We start from the raw sequence: 17,586 nt of genomic DNA on the forward strand, positions 1-17,586 counted from the left end.
GGCGTCGCCGTTTTGTCATATTGGCCCGCTAGACTGCGCGGTCGTCCGGGCCTGTCCGGGCTGTCCCCCAACTTTCCTGCGGATAACCATGCTTGGCGACCTGCTGATGACCTTTTTCGAAGTGGCGCGCCAGGGCAGCATCACCATGGCGGCGAGGCAGTTGCACATCAGCCAGCCCACCGTCACCGGCCGCATCCGCCAGCTTGAAGAGACCTACGGCGTGGAACTGTTCCACCGCCGCGCCAGCCGCGTCGACCTGAGCGACGTGGGCGTGGCGCTGATGCCGGTGGTCGAGCAATTGATGCAGCAGGAAGGCAATGCCGACTACCTGCTGCGCAACGCCGGCAACCTGCGCTTCGGCAACCTGCGCATCGGCGCCACCGGCCCCTACTACATCCTGCGCGCGGTGGCGGCGTTCCGCCAGCGCTACCCGGCGATCGACGTGAGCCTGGACATCGGCAATTCGCAGCAGATGCTGGAGGCGCTGTTCGAGTACCGCATCGACGCCGCGGTGTCGTCGCACCCGGTGGACGACGACCGGCTTGCCTGCATCCGGCTGGCGTCGGACCCGATGGTGCTGGTGGTCCATCCGGACCATGCGCTGGCGCGGCTGCCGCAGGTCGAGCTGCCGCAACTGCGCGGCTGCCACCTGCTGGTGCGCGAGCACGGCTCGATGACGCGCAAGGCCACCGAGACGGCGCTGGCCGCGTGCGGGCTGGAGCTGCCGCCGCACACCGTGATCGGCAGCCGCGAGGCCATCTACGAGGCCATCCGCCAGGGCCTGGGCGCCAGCGTGGTGCCGCTGGGCGAGGTTCCGCGCGACCCGCTGCTGCGCGTGGTGCCGTTCGCGCAAGGCGCGCCGGTGCTGCATGAATACCTATACTGCCTGCAGAGCCGGCGCGAGACTCGGCTGGTCGGCGCCTTCCTGGACTGCGTGGCGCTGGACGAGCCGACCGCCGCCACCCACGCCGCTTGACACCCGCATGCTTGCCGCGGCAGATAAAGCGCCAATGCCGGTATCGGAAAACTTGGGTCCTTCATCACCGCGCGGTCACCACGCCGCGCCAAGCTTGCCGGTTTCGCCAACTGAGCTATCGCGCATGCCCGCTGCCCCCCGCCTCGCCCTGTTTGACCTCGACCACACCCTGCTGCCGCTGGACAGCGAGTATGAATGGGCTCGCTACCTCGTCGCCGTGGGCGGCGCCGAGGCCGCCGAGATCGATGCGCACAATGCGCGCTGGCTGGCCGCCTACCAGGCCGGGCGCCTGGACTTTGCCGCCCATGCCCGCTTTGCCCTGGGCCTGCTGGCACGCCACCCGCGCCAACGCCTCACGCAATGGCGCGCGGACTTCATGCGTGAGGTGATCATGCCCGCGATCCGGCCCGATGCGCTCGACCTGCTGGCACGCCACCTCACCGCCGGCGACCTGTGCTGCATCGTCACCGCCACCTGCCGCTTTGTCACCGAGCCGATCGCGCGCCAGCTAGGCGTGCCGCACCTGCTGGCGGTAGAAGCCGAACACGACGCGCATGGCGAATTCACCGGCGCGCTGGCGGGCGTACCGGCCTTCGGCCCCGGCAAGGTGCTGCGGGTGCTGGCGTGGCTCGACACGCTGGGCATTACGCACACGGCGCTCGCGCAGGCCACCTTCTACAGCGACTCCCGCAACGACCTGCCGCTGCTCGAAAGCGTTGGCCACCCGGTCGCCGTCAATCCGGATTCAACGCTGCGAGACACGGCCGAGGCACGCGGGTGGCCGGTCTTGCACCTGTTCGGCACGGCCGGCGTGCCCACCGCCTGAGCCCATGCACCCGCACGCCGGCTTCCCCGAGTACGACCAGCTGCTGGCCTTGCTGGATACGGGCAGCCACGTGCTGGATACGCGGGTGGTCTGCGAAACCATGGTGCAGGGCCGTCGCTTCGGCGTCCATGCCGCCACGCTCGGCAGCCGCGATCCGGGCGCGCCCGCGATCGGCATCTTCGGCGGCATCCACGGGCTGGAGCGCATCGGCACGCAACTGGTGCTGGACTACCTGCGCTCGGTGCTGAGCCGGCTGGCGTGGGACGAGTTGCTGCACCGCGAGCTGCAGTCGGTGCGGCTGGTATTCATGCCGATCGTCAACCCCGGTGGCATGTGGGCCGGCACCCGCGCCAACCCAAACGGCGTCGACCTGATGCGCAACGGCCCGCAGGACGCCGATGCGCGCGTGCCCTTCCTGGCCGGCGGCCAGCGCATCGGCGCCTGGCTGCCCTGGTACCGCGGCCCGGCGGGCGCGCCGATGGAAGCGGAAAGCCGCGCGCTGCTGCGCGTGGTGCAGGAAGAACTGCTGCCGCGCCCGCTCAGCTTTGCGGTGGACTGCCATTCAGGCTACGGCTGGCGCGACAGCATCTGGTTTCCGTACGCGGGCACGCGCCGGCCGATGGCGCACCTGCCCGAGATGTACCTGCTCAAGACGCTGTTCGAGCAGGCCCACCCGCACCACGGCTACACCTTCGAGCCGCAAAGCCACCAGTACCTGCTGCACGGCGACCTGTGGGACCATGCCTATGACCTGACGCCGCACGGCAACCTGTTCCTGCCGATGACGCTGGAACTGGGCTCGTGGCTGTGGATCAAGAAAAACCCGCGCCAGCTGTTCTCGCGCGAGGGCATCTTCAACCCGATCAAGGCGCACCGCACCGCACGCGTGCTGCGCCGACATGTGAGCCTGTTCGACTTCCTGGGCCGCGTGGCCTTTGCACCAGATCGCTGGCTGCCGCGCGGCGCGCAGCGCGACGACCTGCTGCTGCAGGCACGCGCACACTGGCAGACGGAGGCGCCGCCATGAGCCGATGGGTATTCTTGCGGGGACTGACGCGGGAATCGCGCCACTGGGGAAGCTTGCCGGCGCGCTGGGAAGCGGCCGGGCTGGGGCGGCCACTGCTGCCCGACCTGCCCGGCAACGGCGCGCTGTCCGCGCAGCCGGCGCCGTGGAGCGTGCCTGAGATGGTCACCGCGGTGCGGCGCCAGTTGTCTGCCGCCGGCGCGCCCGGACCATACCGCGTGCTGGCGATGTCGCTCGGCGCGATGGCCGCGACCGAGTGGGCCAGCGCCTATCCGGACGAAGTCGGCGGCCTGGTGCTGGTCAATACCAGCATGCGGCCGTTCTGCACGCCGGCGCAGCGCCTGCGGCCGCGCAACTGGGGCAAGCTGCTGCGCGTGGCGCAGCGCTGGCAAGACCGCGCATACTGCGAGCGGACTATCCATGCCATCACCTGTGCGCGCACCGATACGCTGGCGCGCGACATCGAGACCTGGCAGGCCATTGCCGCCGACGCACCGGTGAGCCGCCAATCCGCGCTGGCACAGTTGCTGGCCGCAGCCCGCTATCGTGCCCCGGCCAGTGCGCCGCGCTGTCCGGCGCTGCTGCTTGCCTCGGCGGCCGACCGCCTGGTCAACCCGGTGTGCTCGGCGCGCATCGCGCAAGCCTGGGACGCCCAGTTGCTGACACACCACTGGGCCGGGCATGACCTGCCCCACGATGACCCGCAGTGGCTGTGCAATGCCGTCGCCGGCTCGGTGGTGCTAAGCCGCGGCTAAGGCCTGCTCCGCCGGCATGGCACTTGTCAGCAGCGCCGCCGCGGCATCCAGCCGGTCCGGCGTGCCAAACAGCCGTGCACTGGTCAAGCCGTTCTGCAACGCCCCGAACACCACCTGCGCCAGCTGCTGCGGCGGCGCCGGATAGGGCGCCTTGCGCTGCGCGGCGGCGCGCTCGAACAAACGGGCCAGCCATTGCTCATTGAGGCGGATAAAGTCCTGCATCGCGGCGCGCACCGCGTCTGGCAGCATCAGCACGTCGGCCGACAGCATGCCCACCAGGCAAGCCTGGTCGGTGCCGGCACCCGCGAGCAAAGGTGCAAGGTATTGCCGCGCCTGCTCGGCAGGAGGCAGGCCGGCGTCGATCGCATCCAGGCGCGCCCGCCTGCGGGTGCCGTATTCGCGCACCGCTTCCAGCACCAGGTCGTCCTTGGACGGGAAGTAATAATGGATGCTCGAGGTCTTGACCCCGACCAGGTCGGCCAGGTCGCGGTAGCTGAAGCCGTTGAACCCCCTGCGGCGGATCAGCACCAGCGCATGTTCGACCAGTTGCTCGCGTACGGATCGGGTGTTCATGGCATCAACTCCATCGTCTTGCTGCCGCGCCGTTCAGGCCGGCAGCGTTTGTGCGATCAGCGTGATGAGGGACCCGCTTGCGAAGCAAAGCCCTACCCATCCGCCAAGGATCAGCGCAGTGTCACGCCAACGCATGATCAACTCCTGAAGACGGGCCGCACGCTGGCGGCCCGGCGGGTTTCAATGGCCGGCATCACACCGGCCGGCTCTCAGGCGATGGCGCCGTCGGTATAGGGGTCAGCCTTGCCCACGCGCGCACCGTCGGTGTACGGGCGGGTCGAAGCTGCGCGACGGTTGGGCCGACACGCCGCTGCGGTCCAGGCCCGCTACCGTGCGGGCACCGTCGGTGTAGGGATCAGCCTTGCCCACGCGGGCACCATCGGTGTACGGGTCGAAGCTGCGCGACGGTTGGGCCGACACGCCGCTGCGGTCCAGGCCCGCTACCGTGCGGGCACCGTCGGTGTACGGGTCGACGCTGCGCGACGGTTGGGCCGAGACACCGCTGCGATCCAGGCCGGCTACCGTGCGGGCACCGTCGGTGTAGGGATCAGCCTTGCCAACGCGGGCACCATCGGTGTAGGGATCGGCCTTGCCAGCGCGTGCGCCTTCGGTGAACGGATCAAACTTGCCGGTGCGGGCGCCTTCCGTGAAGGTGTCGAACTTGCCGGTGCGGAAGGTGTAGCCGTACTTGTCGCCGGTGAAGGTGCTGTCCTGCACGCTGGCCGCTTGCGCAACACCGCTCGCGAGCGCGGCGGCAAGGGTGGCGGCGGTAATCAGGGTCTTGGTGATCTTGGTCATGATGGGCTCCAGGGTGCGATGTTTCGGGATCGCGTCAATTCGGTATCAGTGGCTGTGGCAGATCGCTCTTTCGATCCCGCATCTACTAGTAGATAGATACTCAGTCTCGAAAAAATGACCGCCTCCGGTCATGCAATGGGACCGCCACGTTTTCGCCTTGTCTTGCTTGTTGCCGGCGGTGCAGCGCTTCCATGAGTCAAATACTATCTACTACTAGGTAGAGAGTCAAGGAAAAACATTTCTATCGGCCCGATAGCCTATGCCTTTCTTGGCTCTATCTCATTGTTTTAAAAGCGCTTACCACCGATCCCACAGCGTCGGCAGGCTGTCAATAAAAAAGCCGCCATGCAGCTTGCGCCACATGACGGCTTCAGACGCGCCACTGATATGCGCGAAAACTTTAGCCGGCGACGGCGGCCATCAGCGTGTCCGCCGCGGCCTCAACCCGGTCAGACGTCCCGAACAGGCGCGCCGCAATCAGCCCGCTCTGCAGCGAGCCAAACACCACCTGCGCCAGCCGCGCCGGCGGCACCGGGAACGGCGTGCTGCGCTGCGGCTGCGCGCGCTCCAGCAGGCCGGCCAGCCATTGTTCGTTCATCAGGAAGAAGCCCTGCAACAGCTTGTGCACGGACTCCGGCAGGCACAGTGTCTCGGTCGACAACATGCCGCACAGGCAGATCTGGTCCGAGCCGCAGCTGGCGCGAAACGGCGCCAGGTAGATGGCCGCCTGCTCGGTAACCGGCAGGCTGGTGTCGATGGAGCGGATGCGCTCGGACAGGCGGGCGCTGTATTCCTTCACCGCCTCCAGGACCAGGTCCTCTTTGGCCGGGAAGTAATAATGGATGCTGGAGGTCTTGACCCCCACCAGTTCCGCCAGGTCGCGGTAGCTGAAGCCGTTGAAGCCGCGGCGGCGGATCAGGACGAGGGTGTGCTCGAGCAGTTGCTCGCGTACTGATTGCGTTTTCATGAAAGCAGTGTATCTACGCGAAGATAGGCGCTCAAGTTGAAATGCCCCGGGGCTGGGGTAATTCCCTAGCCCAGGGGCATCCGCGGCATGTGCTTTAGCCAGGCAGGACCTGCGCGGCGAAGGTGATCATCGAGCCACTCGTCACGCAAAGCACCAGCCATCCGCCAAGCAGCAGGATACTGTCACGCAAACTCATGATGAACTCCATCGGACGGCAGTCAGCGTGACCGCCGCCGTAAAGTTGTTGGCCGCCGACCTTAAGGCCGGCAGCAATCAGGCCAGGGCGCCGTCGGTGTAGGGGTCAGCCTTGCCGACGCGCGCGCCGTCCGTGTACGGGTCGAAGCTGCGGGCCGGCCCGGCCGACACGCCACTACGGTCCAGGCCAGCCACGGTGCGGTAGCCGTCCGTGTAGGGATCGGTCTTGCCGACGCGGGCGCCGTCGGTGTACGGATCAAACTTGCCGACGCGGGCGCCTTCCGTGAACGGGTCGAACTTGCCGGTGCGGGCACCTTCCGTGAAGGTGTCGAACTTGCCGGCGCGGTAGCTATAGCCGTACTTGTCGCCAGCCGAGGTGTTGTCTTGCACGCTGGCGGCTTGCGCCACGCCACCTGCCAGTGCGGCGGCAAGGGTGGCGGCGGCGATCAGGGTCTTGGCGAACTTTGCATTCATGATGGGCTCCTGGGTGCGATGTTTCGGGATCGCGTCAATTCGGTATCAGTGGCTGTGGCAGGGTCACTCTTTCGAGCCGCATCTACCAGTAGATAGATGCCAGGTGCTAAAAAAATGACCGTGCCGGTCTTGCGATGGATCGCCACTTTTCCGCCCGTTCTTGCTTGCTTCCGGCGGTGCAGCGGTGCCATGGACTGAATGCTATCTACTACTAGGTAGATAGTCAAGGCAAAAGTTTTCTATCGGGTCGATAGCCGCCTGCCGACGCTACACGATAGGGACGCAAATCCACTTGAGGCACGCATGCGAATGAACTTTTCTTCACCCGGACACCGATGGCCTGCTAGCCTGAAGGGAACGCCCTCCCCGAAACATCGCCATGCCTGAAGGCCCCCGCCCCGCTCAGCCGGCATCCCGCCACCGCTGGCTCGCCACCGCCGCGGCACTCGCCGTGGCCGCGGGTGTTGCGCGGCATCTACTGTTTCGTGCGGTGGAACGCAAAGCCTTTGTCACGCCGACGGATGAAACAAAGGATGCGGCAGCACCCGACATTTCAGCCCTGACGGTGCGCCATGCCACGTTCGCCAGCGGCAGTCGCATCCTGCACGCCGCCTTCATGCCGGCCGCGGACCCCGAAGCGCCGGCGCTGATGGTGTGCCACGGCGACAATGAGAGCCTGCCCGACTGGGCCCCGGTCCAGGCCATGCTGGCCGGCGCGGGCATCGCCTCCTACGTCTTCGACTACAGCGGCTACGGCCGCAGCAGCGGGCGGCCAAGCGTGCGCCGCCTGCGCGAGGATGCGCTGGCCGCCTACCGGCAATTCCTGGCAACCACGCCGCAGGCAAGACGGCGCGTGGTGCTGGGGCATTCGCTGGGATCGGGCATCCTGCTGGAGGTGGCGCAGCGCTTCGATCCGCAGCCCGATGGCTATGTCATTGCGGCGGGCTTCAGTTCGGCGCGCCTGGCCGCGGTGCAGACCGGGCGCATCCCCGCATGGGCCGCGTGGCTGCTGCCGGATCCGTGGAACAACGCCGCGCGTGCCAGCCGGCTGGAGCGGCCGCTGCTGGTGGTGCACAGCCGAGACGACGCGGTGATCGTCCCACCCCACGCGGAACGCGTGGCCCGTGCGGCCAGGCATCTGCATGCGCTGGTGATGCTGGAAGCCATGCCGCATGACGCAGCCATCCTGCCGGAACATATCGATGCATTCTGGCCGCCGATCCTGCGCTTTGTGCGCGCGCAGGACGGCGATGCCGTGCAGGCACTGTTGGCAGGAAACGACGCGAAATATGAAGGCGATCCACCTGGAAACACGGATCAGGCAGGCACACCGGGCAGTCGCACAGGCACGTTGGCGACAGCAAGCGGCAAGCCCGGGCAGTAGGGTCGCGGGACGGCCGGACCCTGGCCGGACAATCTACCGCAGACGTCCGCCACCGGCAATCATCCTTGTGGGCGAGGCGCCACGGCGAGGTGCCTGAGAGACTTTCTGCCGGATTCTTGTCTATATTGGACCCCATGGCACGAGCATCGCAATTTCGCCATTGACAGCACTGGAGGTACTGCCATGCGTAGGCTTGCAAACCTGTTCAGTCCGCCGACCCCGGAGAAAATCGCCGAGAGGGAACTGCAAGACATGAGGCTGACGCTGTTCCAGGCCGAAAGACGCTTGCTCGAAGCGCAGATGCAGGTGGCCTACTACCGCGACATGGTGGCTTTCCTGGAAGACGTTGCGGCCAAGGGCGTGGAAGACGTGGTCGACAAGCGTCGCGCCACGCCGCCTGCCGTGCCGGAGCTGCCGGCACGCACGCCCGGCCTCACCACGGTCCCGATCGTTCCGTCCGCGGCCTGACGCAGCCGGGGCTGGCCCCGACCTGTGCGATACTCGCGCTGCCTGGCGCCCGTGCGGCGCGCAGGCGCACTATCCACAGGAACCAGCCCCATGAGCGAACTGCTGCCCGCGATCGAATTCGAAACCGCGCCCAATCCCGCCAGCGCCGTCATCTGGATGCATGGGCTGGGCGCCGACGGCAGCGATTTCGCCCCGGTCGTGCCTGAGCTGCGCCTGCCCGCATCGCCCGGCGTGCGCTTTATCTTCCCGCACGCGCCGGCTATCCCCGTGACCTGCAACGGCGGTTATGTCATGCCGGCCTGGTATGACATTTATTCCCTCGATGAAGCCGGCCGACGCGCCGATGAAGCCGGCATCCGTGCCTCATGCGAAGCCATTCGCGCACTGATTGCGCGCGAAAACGCCCGTGGCATCCCCACGCACCGCATCGTGCTGGCAGGCTTCTCGCAAGGTGGCGCGATTGCCTACACGGCCGGACTGAGCCATGCCGAGACCCTGGCCGGCGTCGTCGCGCTGTCCACCTACATCCCTGCGCCGGCAGCGCTGGCGGCCGAGGCCAACGCCGCCAACGCCACCACGCCCGTGTTTGCCGCCCATGGCACGCAGGATGACGTGGTGCCGCTGCAGCTGGGCGTCGCCGCCCGCGATTTCGTGCAGGCGCGGCAGCACCCGGTGACGTGGCACACCTATCCGATGGGCCATTCGGTCTGCCTGGAAGAGATCGCCGCCATCGGCACATGGCTGGCAGCGCGCTTTGCGCAGGCAGCCACCGCGCAGTCCTGATCCGCTCCCTGACAAGATGATTGCCGGCCGCTGCGCCGCGCATCACACCACGCCGCAAGCATGACTCTCGCCCCACTGTCCAGGATCGATTTCAATACCCGCAAGGCACTGCTGTTCGCGCTGGCCGCCGAACGGCTGTCGGCCTACTACGAACACCGCCAATGGATGACCGACGCCCAGGGTGCGACGCTGGCCGGCGAATGGCTGTCGCGCTCGAAACTGCAGTTGCCGCTGTCCGAGCGGCGCCTGTTGTCGGAACTGAGCGACCAGTTCGCACGCCAGCTGGCTGAGACCCTGTCACGCGAGGCCGGCCTGTATGCCGCGCACGAGATGATGGAAGCCCTCGATCCCAACTACCAGTCTGCATTTGCCTACGACATGCTGGAAGAATGCGAGCGGCTGCTGCATGAAAACGGCGTGACGGAATAGCGGGCGGGACGGCGGGCGGCGTTTGCAAAGATTGACAGTTGCATTGCGCGCGGGCGCGTAAACTTCGCGCACTGATGACGCCCCCCTCCCGCCTACCATGGAACGCAAGCACTGCCTGGCCTGGATCGCGCTGAGCATGATCGCAGCAGCCTTGCTGACACTGCTGTGCCTGATCCTGAATGACCACGCCGAGACCCAGGCCGCCAAAAGGGTCGAGCAAATGGCCGTCCGGGTGAAGCCCGCGGGCGCAGGCCTGATCCAGACCCACGCTGCGCAACAGCCGGAGCGGCTGTCGCAGGCCCTGGGCGCGCGGCGCTGAGCCGCATCGGGTGCGCCCCGGCCCGTAACTTCAGAACGACGACCAGTGGTTAAGAAGAACAACAGCACGGGCCGGAGCGCGGGCTTGAGTGTAGGCGCGGTGCCCACCGACGACTGCAAAGAATTGATAAGAGCGCCGTAGCAGCTACGCAACTGCCGGCGCAAGGCCTGCACCGCCACAAACGCCGCGCAGCAGCGCGTCATAGGCCGTCACATTGGCGGTATTGCGGATGCTCACCCCATCCAGCAACGCCTGGCACGCCTGCTCGTATTCCTCCAGCCGCGCATCGTGCTGCCGCACCGCCTCGCGCAGGGCCCTGGCCCCATCCTGGGCATCGAAGGACGCGTACTGGTAGCCAAAGCCTGACAGGAGGTCCGAGTTGTGGACCAGCGGATAGCGGCCATAGGCGGCATCGTAGTAGAGATAGTTAAGCCCGTTTTCCCACTGGTGCGTGACGACGATGTCGGTGAAGCGCGCAAGAAAATACGGCGTGCTGTAGCGCGCCTCGAACGAGGCCTTGCCCGCCTGCACGATATCCAGCCCGAGCGCAAACCGCTCAAAGGCTTCATGCCGCTTCAGGTCGATGGCATTGGTGACAAAGATGTCGCCAATGCCGGACGGATCCTGCCGATAGGCCGCCTCGCATACCAGCATCGGATAGTGCGCGGTCTTCACGACATTGATATTGGGCTCGAAGATCGCAATGCGCTTGTCCTGCGCGCCCGGCGCATAGCCGAAGCGCAGCCCGGACGGCAGTTCTCCGATCAGCTTGTCGATAAAGAATGAATCCCAGATATGCGGCACGATGCGGACCTGGCATCGGTAGACGGTCTCGAAAAAACTGCGGCAAGTGCGCGCATGCTGTGGATTGGTCCAGATTTCATCGATGCGCACGCCGTTGAAGATGCCGGTGCCGTGCTTGCCGGCGACGAGCCGCTCGATCTCCATCACATAGTCGTTGCCGACCCGATAAGCGATCACGCGCGCGCCCTGGGCGCGTGCCCGGATCTCTATTTGAATGTATTAAACGGTAATCAACATGTCCTGCCCAAAGAATTAATACACCGTTTTAGCGCACTCACGGTTGGCATTTCTTCCTGCCGACAAGCGACCGTTTCAAATAAGTCCGAAAACCAAAACAATTCCACTAAGTCCCTGTTGATTATCACCGCAGCCCCGCCACATTCGCGAAATCAGGACCGAGAATCGGAAAACCTGCGCATGAGAACGTTCATGTCTTCCGATAGATGCAGGCAGAGGGAGGCTGCTTGTCGCCTTCCATTGCAGGCATGGCGTGGCCCGGTTGGAAGACGTGTTGGCGAGCGCTGCCCGCGCAGCAGGCAGCGCATGGGGAAAGTGAGCGCAGGAGACCCGCGCAGGGCTGCCTAGACCGCTGGCGTGGCCGGCCACACCGCGCCGGTCAGCGCGGCCAGCGCGCTGTATGACGTGGCCAGGTGATAGGGCGAAGTCGACGGCATCTCCGCGCGCACCACCTCTCCCGAGCGCGCCACGCATTCATGCCAGCCTTTTTCCTGCAGGAAGCGGCTGCGGAACTGCTGCGTCCAGGCTTCCAGCGCCGCCATCGACTCCGGCGCGCCATGCACGGCGAGCGCGCGCGCGTACTCGGTCTGCGCCCAGATGCGCTGGGTATCGTCCAGCATGGAGCCATCGGCGTTCAGTGCCGCGCTGACGCCCTGCGTCGACGGCACCACGCCGTGCCGCTGCGCAAAGGCAAAGGCCTGGCGCAGCGTCTCGGCCAGCGGCAGGTCGCCGAACAATGCCGGCCTGCCGCCCACCAGCGAGAACCACTCGAACTGGTGGCCCGGCTCGATGCGGTTGCCGGCGCTGCCTTGCGGCAGCTCGGCAATGCAGCCGCTGGCCGGATCGACAAAGCGCTCATGCACGGCCATCGCGATCTCGCGCAGGCGTTCGGCATACCACTCGTCCCCGGTCGCATCCAGCGCGGCCAGGTAGGCCTCGGTCAGGTGCATGATGGGGTTCTGCAGCACGCCGGCGCCCTTGGGCCGGAAATGCTCGGTGAGCGCGGCCTGGTACAGGCCCCCGCCGTCCGCGAAGCGGTCCTCGACGATGTCGACGGTTTCATCGAGCACATCGAGCGCGTCAGGGTTGCCGCGTCGCGCGTGGTAAGTGGCGCAGGCAAAGATCACGAAGGCATGGGTGTAGAGGTCGCGCGTGGCATCGAGCGGCGTGCCGCCCGGGTCGACGCTGTAGATCCACGCGCCCCCGCCATTGCCGAAGTAGGCCTGCAGCGAGCCGAAGAGCGTATCCGCATGCGCATGGTTGCCGGCCAGCGAGAACACATAGAGCTGGCGGGCGCACGCCATGGCGCGATAGCGGGCCGGCGGCAGCGGCGCGGCACTAGCGCCGTCGAGTGCCTCGTAGGGCAACAGCAGGTCGGCATTCCAGCCACTGGCGGTCCACAGCGGCAGCACGGTGGCATCGTAATGTGCCGTCAGGGCGGCGACCCGTTGGATGAGCTCAGGCGAGATGGGCATGATCTGGCGACGAAGTACGGGCGCGGCGGAGGCCGCAAAGGCCGTATCTTGCCATGCCGCGGCCGAAAGACAGTCATGGCATTTGCGGCGTCCAGTTGCTAGCATCAATGGCGCCCCCCCGCGAATGGGAGAAACCCATGTCGACTTTGCCCCTCACGCTGACTGACGATCACCGCACATTGGTGCTTCACGTCCTGGAAGATGCACCCGGCCAGTTCACCTGGCGCATCGTCATGGAAGAACGCTGTGGCGCCGCCGACGAGGATTGCACTGTCGCAGCGCCATCCACCTACGGCTCCCGTGCAGAGGCCGAGGCCGCCTGCTGGGCCGCCGGCAACGGCATACTGAACGGTCCGCGCGCCGCAGGCGAACTGCGCGCCACCTGAAGCGTCCGCGGCGTCGCGCAATACTTGCACTACGTGCCCCGTGTCCTAGTCTGGAAGCGTGGCAGTGGCAACGCGGGGTATGCATTTACCCGCGGTTTTCCGTTCCGGCCACGCCCGGGCAACGTATGCTGCCCGGGGCGCTTCCTGCCACCTGCCTGTCATATTCCTGGCCTTAACTGACCTGGTCGCCATGCCGCCCCTAGAAACGGGCACGGTGGACAAGGCCGCAGGAGCATGCAATGGATAAGCCGGTCGTCACGCCCCAGCGCTTCGTTGAACTGATGAACGAGCGCCTCGCCAAGCATCCCCTGTTCCGCGAGGGAATGCGCGTCTATGCCATCCCGCAGCACACCGACCATCCGCGCAGCCTGGTCTGCGTGGGGCCGCGCGGCACCGAATGCGTATGCGCCACCATTGAAAACATCGTGCGGGGTGAATGTGAGGTGTTCCCCGACATCGATCAGGACTGGCACCGCCCGCCCAAGCCCGGCACCCCCGCCGAGATGCGGGCGCGCTGAGTTGCCCCGCGCGCCCGACGCCTATGCCCAGCGGATGGCATGACCAGAACGTGACGTACCGCGGCCACCGCATCCATGTCGCGGCGCTGCGCTATGGCGGCCAGCATGACGGGTGGTGGACGCTGCGCGCGGAGATCTGGCATCACGGCAACAAGCTGGCTCTGCCCTGCCCGGCCGCGCAGACGCGCTTTGGCTGCGCCACCGACGCCACGCGCGCGGGCGTTGCCTGGGGGCGCGAGGCCATCGACACGCACATCGCCGGCCAGCACGATGCCGAAGACGCGGCGCTGCACTAGTGCCGCTGCTGTTCGTCAAACGTCGATCGCCGAATCCGACTTCACCTTGCGGCGCAGTTCGAACTTCTGGATCTTGCCGGTCGAGGTCTTGGGCAGCGGCCCGAAGTAGACCGCCTTGGGCACCTTGAAGCCCGCCAGCAGCGTGCGGCAATGCGCGATCAGTTCTTCCGCGCTGACGCTGGCGCCGTCTTTCAGTTCGACAAACGCGCATGGGGTCTCGCCCCATTTGGCATCGGGCTGCGCCACCACCGCGGCGGCCAGCACCGCGGGATGCCGGTAGAGCGCGTCTTCCACCTCCACGCTGGAGATGTTCTCGCCGCCGGAAATAATGATGTCCTTGCTGCGGTCCTTGATCTTGATATAGCCGTCGGGCATGCACACGCCCAGGTCGCCGGTATGGAACCAGCCGCCGGCAAAGGCCTCGCGCGTGGCCTTCTCGTTCTTGAGGTAGCCCTTCATGCAGATATTGCCGCGGAACATGATCTCGCCGATGGTCTCGCCATCGGCCGGCACCGGCTGCATGGAATCGGGATCGAGCACCGCCACCTGCGACTGCAGGTGATAGCGCACGCCCTGGCGCGCCTTCTTGACCGCGCGGTCCTGCTCGGACAGCGTGCTCCAGTCATCCTGCTCGGCGCAGACCGCGGCCGGGCCGTAGACCTCGGTCAGGCCATAGACATGGGTCAGCTCGAACCCCATCGCCTCCATCTGCGCCAGCACCGCGGCCGGCGGCGGTGCGCCGGCCACCATGCCGCGCACCGGGCCGCGCACGCCCTCGCGCCACGCGGCGGGCGCATTGACCAGCGCGGTATGCACGATCGGCGCGGCGCAGTAGTGCGTCACGCCCTCTGCTCGCATCAGGTCGAACACCAGCCTGGGCTCGAACTTGCGCAGGCACACGTTGACGCCCGCGCGCGCCGCAACGGTCCACGGGAAGCACCAGCCATTGCAGTGGAACATCGGCAGGGTCCACAGGTAGACCGGGTGCTTGGGCAAATCCCACTCAAGGATATTGGACACGGCATTGATGGCCGCGCCGCGGTGGTGGTAGACCACGCCCTTGGGGTCGCCGGTGGTGCCAGAGGTGTAGTTCAGCGCGATGGCCTCCCACTCGTCGGCCGGCATGTGCCACGCGTAGTCCGGGTCGCCCGAGGCGAGGAAGGCTTCGTAATCGGTGTCGCCGAACGGCGCCTCTTGCGGGCCCAGCACGTCATGCACGGCGATGACCTTCAGGCCGGGGATCTCCAGCGCCATCTGGCGCGCGAGGTCGGCAAACTCGGTATCGGCCAGCAGCACGCGGGCCTCGCCATGGCGCAGCATGAAGACCAGGTTGGCGGCGTCGAGGCGGATATTCAGCGCATTGAGCACGGCACCCGCCATCGGCACGCCAAAATGCGCCTCCACCATGGCCGGCGTATTGGGCAGCAGCGCGGCCACGGTATCGCCCTTGCCGATGCCGGCCCGCGCCAGCGCGCTGGCCAGGCGCCGTGCGCGCACATAGGTGTCGCGCCAGTTCTGGCGCAGCGGGCCGTGCACGATGGCCAGGCGCTCGCCGTACACCTCGGCGGCGCGGACCAGGAAGTCGATGGGCGTAAGCGGCACGAAGTTGGCCGCGTTGCGGGCCAGGCCGCTGTCGAAATCGGTGGGCATTGCTTGTGTCTCCGCGTATCTGCGGCGTTGGCGGCGGGGCCGCGCAACAGGCCGCGTGATGCTGTCAATGCGCTGCATGGCTGCAGCGATGTCCGGGGCAAGGTGACCATTGTCCGCGCCATCCGGCGCTGTCACTTTTTCTGGCACAAGGCTATCATCGCACACGCTGGCGCACTGTCGCCCAGACGACAAACCTGCCGCAAACCCGCGCCAGGCAAGGCTTACACGATTCTTACAGGGACCCGGCCCGAGCCGCGCGTCCATGCCATGAGCGAACCTGCAGACCCGATTTCCGCCCCTGCCGCAGTCCTTGCCGGCCATGCCTGGTTCGGCGCACTGGCGCCGGAACACCAGGCGCTGGCCGCGCGCGAAACGCTGCTGCAGTCCTTTGCCGCGGGCGCCTTCATCGCCCGGCGCGGCGAGCCGTCGCGCCACTGGATCGGGGTGGACAGCGGCCTGATCAAGCTGGCGGTGTACACCCCAGACGGGCGAGGCTGCACCTTCTCAGGCGTGCCCGCGGGCGGCTGGTGCGGCGAAGGCAGCGTGATCAAGCGCGAAGACCGCCGCTATGACGTGATCGCGATCCGCGACTCGCAGGTGCTGCTGGTGCCAGAGCCGGTGTTCAACATGCTGCTGGCGCAGAGCCTGCCGTTCGCCAGCTTTGTCGTGCGCCAGCTCAACGAGCGCATGGGCCAGTTCATCGCCACCGTGCAGAACGACCGCCTGCTGGGCGCCGATGCGCGCGTGGCGCAGGCCATCGCGCAGCTGTTCCACCCGGACCTGTATCCGCGCACCAGCCCCGTGCTGGAGCTGTCGCAGGAAGAGATCGGCCTGCTGACCGGGCTGTCGCGCCAACGGGTCAACCAGGCGCTGCGCCGGCTGGCCGATGCCGGTATGGTCCACCTGTCCTACCAGAGCATCCGCGTGACCGACCTGCCCCGGCTGCGCCACTTCGGGCTGTCCGAGCTGTAACGCCGCCGTCACCGGGCGCTTGAACGATCGAACGGACGATGTCCGCGGCCTTGCGCGGCCCGTGGAATCCTGCGACAGTTACCGGCCGCACCCCCGCTCAGCTTCCGGGATGTCTTCCGCATGCCGCTTGTCAGCCGTCACCACGTCCGCTTTGCCCGCCTGCGCTTTCCCTTTGCCGTGCATGTACAAGCCCTGCACGGCACGGCGAGCCTGCGCGACGCCAATGCGCGGCGCGAGGTGCGGCCCGGCGACCCGTTCGTGGTCCACGCCTTTGCCCACTTCGACTGCGACTTGCCCGGCACGTGGCAGCACCCCTGCGCCATCGTCCTGACCGCCGTCCCGGACAGTGAATGCCCCCGCCTGGCCGGCAAGCCCGGCGACAGGCCCTGGTCGCGCCGCTTCGCCGGCCTGGTCTTTTCCCGCCCCGATACCGACTGGAATGTCGAGCGACTGGCCGCGCAATGGCAGGTGCCGGCACGCCAGGTGCGCGCCCGGCTCTTCGCCGAAGGCGAGGCCCTGCACCCGCTGCTGCGCGAGCAACGCGCCGCCCATGCCCTGCACGCGCTGGCCGCCGCCGGCCCGGTGTGCTCGCTGGACGTGCTGGCGGCGCATGCCGGCCTGCGTTCCGGCAGCGCGCTGACGCGCAGCTGGCAGAACTGGTTCGGCATCGATGCGGTGCGCCTGGTGGAAGATTGCCGGCCTGGCAGCCGCATCACAGTGCCTGCCCCCACCTGGCCCGGCCTTGTGCCGACAGCTGCCTGACGCAGCGGCTTCCGCGTCACGCGGCGGGGAATTTGAGCCACCCTGCAGTGGGAATGGTCTTGGCTATGAACTCGACGACGGACGGGCGGACACCTGGAAGGTGAACACCCCGCTCGACGGCCTGCGCTACCGCGCCCCGCCCCCCTACAACAGCGGCGGCAGCCAAACCACCAGCATGTCGATCGGCAGCACGGGCCTGAATGTGGCGATCGGCGTGAATACGGCTCGCCGCTTCTTCAGCATCTCGGTCAACCGTCCGTAACTCCGCTGCCAGTCGTCAATCCGGACAGCCAAGTCCGGACAGCGATTCAAGCCGGTGCCGCCCTGCGGCGCCGGCTTTTTTCATTCCCGCTCCGACCGCAGGCAAAAAAATACCCACCGCCGGGTGGTAGTGGGTAAGGAAAAGCGGTGTGGGCACGTCGCGGAACTGCCCACGCCTCGAATCTTCGCACCGCCACTCCGCGCGGCAAATAATCTTTCCGGACTAGTCGCACGCACGCACTTTGTGCATGGAC

21 protein-coding genes and 1 pseudogene are annotated in these 17,586 nt (G+C 66.9%); 15 read left to right on the plus strand and 7 right to left on the minus strand.

Annotated features, from left to right (window positions below; all coding sequences use genetic code 11):
- Positions 1-88: 88 nt before the first annotated feature.
- The 4 genes from AC3WL8_RS05510 to AC3WL8_RS05525 all read left to right on the plus strand — a co-directional run bounded on the left by AC3WL8_RS05510 (position 89) and on the right by AC3WL8_RS05525 (position 3,581).
- On the plus strand, positions 89-976 hold the full coding sequence (locus AC3WL8_RS05510; protein ID WP_013952795.1) for a LysR substrate-binding domain-containing protein: 888 nt from the start codon (positions 89-91) through the stop codon (positions 974-976).
- Between the two features lie 124 nt (positions 977-1,100).
- Positions 1,101-1,802 (plus strand): HAD family hydrolase, encoded by a 702-nt coding sequence (locus tag AC3WL8_RS05515; RefSeq protein WP_211981241.1) that lies wholly within the window; start codon positions 1,101-1,103, stop codon positions 1,800-1,802.
- Positions 1,803-1,806: 4 nt separating this feature from the next.
- Entirely contained in the window at positions 1,807-2,829 is a 1,023-nt protein-coding gene (locus AC3WL8_RS05520) for a M14 family zinc carboxypeptidase (RefSeq protein ID WP_153953916.1), read from the plus strand.
- Positions 2,826-3,581, plus strand: coding sequence for an alpha/beta fold hydrolase (locus AC3WL8_RS05525; RefSeq protein ID WP_153953917.1), 756 nt, complete (start codon positions 2,826-2,828; stop codon positions 3,579-3,581). The genes AC3WL8_RS05520 and AC3WL8_RS05525 overlap by 4 nt, the downstream gene beginning before the upstream one ends.
- Here the strand turns inward: AC3WL8_RS05525 and AC3WL8_RS05530 are convergent.
- From AC3WL8_RS05530 to AC3WL8_RS05545, 4 genes and pseudogenes are all read right to left on the minus strand, one after another.
- On the minus strand, positions 3,567-4,154 hold the full coding sequence (locus AC3WL8_RS05530; RefSeq protein ID WP_013952791.1) for a TetR/AcrR family transcriptional regulator: 588 nt from the start codon (positions 4,152-4,154) through the stop codon (positions 3,567-3,569). The two genes, AC3WL8_RS05525 and AC3WL8_RS05530, sit on opposite strands and share 15 nt — an antisense overlap.
- A gap of 372 nt (positions 4,155-4,526) precedes the next feature.
- A pseudogene (locus AC3WL8_RS05535) lies at positions 4,527-4,952 on the minus strand (copper resistance protein CopQ); the annotation flags it as partial.
- 400 nt (positions 4,953-5,352) lie between these two features.
- Positions 5,353-5,919: a TetR/AcrR family transcriptional regulator gene (locus tag AC3WL8_RS05540; RefSeq protein ID WP_211981239.1), complete on the minus strand. Its 567-nt coding sequence runs from the start codon at positions 5,917-5,919 to the stop codon at positions 5,353-5,355.
- Between the two features lie 273 nt (positions 5,920-6,192).
- Positions 6,193-6,588 carry a hypothetical protein gene (locus AC3WL8_RS05545; RefSeq protein WP_013952787.1) on the minus strand — a complete coding sequence of 132 codons (396 nt, stop codon included), beginning with the start codon at positions 6,586-6,588 and terminating at the stop codon, positions 6,193-6,195.
- Between the two features lie 379 nt (positions 6,589-6,967).
- Here AC3WL8_RS05545 and AC3WL8_RS05550 point away from each other — a divergent pair, with 379 nt between their 5' ends.
- From AC3WL8_RS05550 to AC3WL8_RS05570, 5 genes are all read left to right on the plus strand, one after another.
- Entirely contained in the window at positions 6,968-7,972 is a 1,005-nt protein-coding gene (locus AC3WL8_RS05550) for an alpha/beta hydrolase (protein WP_211981238.1), read from the plus strand.
- 183 nt (positions 7,973-8,155) lie between these two features.
- Positions 8,156-8,440 (plus strand): hypothetical protein, encoded by a 285-nt coding sequence (locus AC3WL8_RS05555; protein WP_026201383.1) that lies wholly within the window; start codon positions 8,156-8,158, stop codon positions 8,438-8,440.
- Between the two features lie 90 nt (positions 8,441-8,530).
- Entirely contained in the window at positions 8,531-9,223 is a 693-nt protein-coding gene (locus AC3WL8_RS05560) for an alpha/beta hydrolase (protein ID WP_211981236.1), read from the plus strand.
- Between the two features lie 60 nt (positions 9,224-9,283).
- Positions 9,284-9,652 (plus strand): hypothetical protein, encoded by a 369-nt coding sequence (locus AC3WL8_RS05565; RefSeq protein WP_211981233.1) that lies wholly within the window; start codon positions 9,284-9,286, stop codon positions 9,650-9,652.
- 97 nt (positions 9,653-9,749) lie between these two features.
- Positions 9,750-9,971, plus strand: a complete 222-nt coding sequence (locus tag AC3WL8_RS05570; protein WP_211981231.1) for a hypothetical protein — start codon at positions 9,750-9,752, stop codon at positions 9,969-9,971.
- Between the two features lie 144 nt (positions 9,972-10,115).
- Here the strand turns inward: AC3WL8_RS05570 and AC3WL8_RS05575 are convergent, their stop codons facing one another.
- Together AC3WL8_RS05575 and AC3WL8_RS05580 are read right to left on the minus strand one after the other, a co-directional pair.
- Positions 10,116-10,991, minus strand: coding sequence for a DUF2827 family protein (locus AC3WL8_RS05575; protein ID WP_492378005.1), 876 nt, complete (start codon positions 10,989-10,991; stop codon positions 10,116-10,118).
- 365 nt (positions 10,992-11,356) lie between these two features.
- Positions 11,357-12,487: an AGE family epimerase/isomerase gene (locus AC3WL8_RS05580; RefSeq protein ID WP_211981226.1), complete on the minus strand. Its 1,131-nt coding sequence runs from the start codon at positions 12,485-12,487 to the stop codon at positions 11,357-11,359.
- A 137-nt stretch (positions 12,488-12,624) separates the two neighbouring features.
- On the opposite strand from AC3WL8_RS05580, the gene AC3WL8_RS05585 reads away from it, so the two are divergent.
- From AC3WL8_RS05585 to AC3WL8_RS05595, 3 genes are all read left to right on the plus strand, one after another.
- Positions 12,625-12,873: a hypothetical protein gene (locus AC3WL8_RS05585; protein WP_013952780.1), complete on the plus strand. Its 249-nt coding sequence runs from the start codon at positions 12,625-12,627 to the stop codon at positions 12,871-12,873.
- Between the two features lie 239 nt (positions 12,874-13,112).
- Positions 13,113-13,391 (plus strand): hypothetical protein, encoded by a 279-nt coding sequence (locus AC3WL8_RS05590; protein ID WP_013952779.1) that lies wholly within the window; start codon positions 13,113-13,115, stop codon positions 13,389-13,391.
- A gap of 23 nt (positions 13,392-13,414) precedes the next feature.
- On the plus strand, positions 13,415-13,687 hold the full coding sequence (locus AC3WL8_RS05595) for a DUF6566 family protein (RefSeq protein WP_211981222.1): 273 nt from the start codon (positions 13,415-13,417) through the stop codon (positions 13,685-13,687).
- 15 nt (positions 13,688-13,702) lie between these two features.
- Here the strand turns inward: AC3WL8_RS05595 and AC3WL8_RS05600 are convergent, their stop codons facing one another.
- Positions 13,703-15,337, minus strand: coding sequence for an acyl-CoA synthetase (locus tag AC3WL8_RS05600; RefSeq protein ID WP_153953922.1), 1,635 nt, complete (start codon positions 15,335-15,337; stop codon positions 13,703-13,705).
- 267 nt (positions 15,338-15,604) lie between these two features.
- On the opposite strand from AC3WL8_RS05600, the gene AC3WL8_RS05605 reads away from it, so the two are divergent.
- The 3 genes from AC3WL8_RS05605 to AC3WL8_RS05615 all read left to right on the plus strand — a co-directional run bounded on the left by AC3WL8_RS05605 (position 15,605) and on the right by AC3WL8_RS05615 (position 17,333).
- On the plus strand, positions 15,605-16,309 hold the full coding sequence (locus AC3WL8_RS05605) for a Crp/Fnr family transcriptional regulator (protein WP_013952776.1): 705 nt from the start codon (positions 15,605-15,607) through the stop codon (positions 16,307-16,309).
- 120 nt (positions 16,310-16,429) lie between these two features.
- Positions 16,430-17,071 (plus strand): AraC family transcriptional regulator, encoded by a 642-nt coding sequence (locus tag AC3WL8_RS05610; protein ID WP_211981221.1) that lies wholly within the window; start codon positions 16,430-16,432, stop codon positions 17,069-17,071.
- 100 nt (positions 17,072-17,171) lie between these two features.
- Positions 17,172-17,333 carry a hypothetical protein gene (locus AC3WL8_RS05615; RefSeq protein ID WP_211981220.1) on the plus strand — a complete coding sequence of 54 codons (162 nt, stop codon included), beginning with the start codon at positions 17,172-17,174 and terminating at the stop codon, positions 17,331-17,333.
- Positions 17,334-17,586 lie beyond the last annotated feature (253 nt).

The organism is Cupriavidus sp. FW305-F7 (genome assembly GCF_058782875.1).

What these genes read in the sequence shown, in the direction of transcription:
- AC3WL8_RS05510 (WP_013952795.1), top strand. Translation starts at nt 89, where the DNA reads ATGCTTGGCGACCTGCTGATGACCTTTTTCGAAGTGGCGCGCCAGGGC.
- AC3WL8_RS05515 (WP_211981241.1), top strand. Translation starts at nt 1,101, where the DNA reads ATGCCCGCTGCCCCCCGCCTCGCCCTGTTTGACCTCGACCACACCCTG.
- AC3WL8_RS05520 (WP_153953916.1), top strand. Translation starts at nt 1,807, where the DNA reads ATGCACCCGCACGCCGGCTTCCCCGAGTACGACCAGCTGCTGGCCTTG.
- AC3WL8_RS05525 (WP_153953917.1), top strand. Translation starts at nt 2,826, where the DNA reads ATGAGCCGATGGGTATTCTTGCGGGGACTGACGCGGGAATCGCGCCAC.
- AC3WL8_RS05530 (WP_013952791.1), bottom strand. Translation starts at nt 4,154, where the DNA reads ATGAACACCCGATCCGTACGCGAGCAACTGGTCGAACATGCGCTGGTG.
- AC3WL8_RS05540 (WP_211981239.1), bottom strand. Translation starts at nt 5,919, where the DNA reads ATGAAAACGCAATCAGTACGCGAGCAACTGCTCGAGCACACCCTCGTC.
- AC3WL8_RS05545 (WP_013952787.1), bottom strand. Translation starts at nt 6,588, where the DNA reads ATGAATGCAAAGTTCGCCAAGACCCTGATCGCCGCCGCCACCCTTGCC.
- AC3WL8_RS05550 (WP_211981238.1), top strand. Translation starts at nt 6,968, where the DNA reads ATGCCTGAAGGCCCCCGCCCCGCTCAGCCGGCATCCCGCCACCGCTGG.
- AC3WL8_RS05555 (WP_026201383.1), top strand. Translation starts at nt 8,156, where the DNA reads ATGCGTAGGCTTGCAAACCTGTTCAGTCCGCCGACCCCGGAGAAAATC.
- AC3WL8_RS05560 (WP_211981236.1), top strand. Translation starts at nt 8,531, where the DNA reads ATGAGCGAACTGCTGCCCGCGATCGAATTCGAAACCGCGCCCAATCCC.
- AC3WL8_RS05565 (WP_211981233.1), top strand. Translation starts at nt 9,284, where the DNA reads ATGACTCTCGCCCCACTGTCCAGGATCGATTTCAATACCCGCAAGGCA.
- AC3WL8_RS05570 (WP_211981231.1), top strand. Translation starts at nt 9,750, where the DNA reads ATGGAACGCAAGCACTGCCTGGCCTGGATCGCGCTGAGCATGATCGCA.
- AC3WL8_RS05580 (WP_211981226.1), bottom strand. Translation starts at nt 12,487, where the DNA reads ATGCCCATCTCGCCTGAGCTCATCCAACGGGTCGCCGCCCTGACGGCA.
- AC3WL8_RS05585 (WP_013952780.1), top strand. Translation starts at nt 12,625, where the DNA reads ATGTCGACTTTGCCCCTCACGCTGACTGACGATCACCGCACATTGGTG.
- AC3WL8_RS05590 (WP_013952779.1), top strand. Translation starts at nt 13,113, where the DNA reads ATGGATAAGCCGGTCGTCACGCCCCAGCGCTTCGTTGAACTGATGAAC.
- AC3WL8_RS05595 (WP_211981222.1), top strand. Translation starts at nt 13,415, where the DNA reads ATGCCCAGCGGATGGCATGACCAGAACGTGACGTACCGCGGCCACCGC.
- AC3WL8_RS05600 (WP_153953922.1), bottom strand. Translation starts at nt 15,337, where the DNA reads ATGCCCACCGATTTCGACAGCGGCCTGGCCCGCAACGCGGCCAACTTC.
- AC3WL8_RS05605 (WP_013952776.1), top strand. Translation starts at nt 15,605, where the DNA reads ATGAGCGAACCTGCAGACCCGATTTCCGCCCCTGCCGCAGTCCTTGCC.
- AC3WL8_RS05610 (WP_211981221.1), top strand. Translation starts at nt 16,430, where the DNA reads ATGCCGCTTGTCAGCCGTCACCACGTCCGCTTTGCCCGCCTGCGCTTT.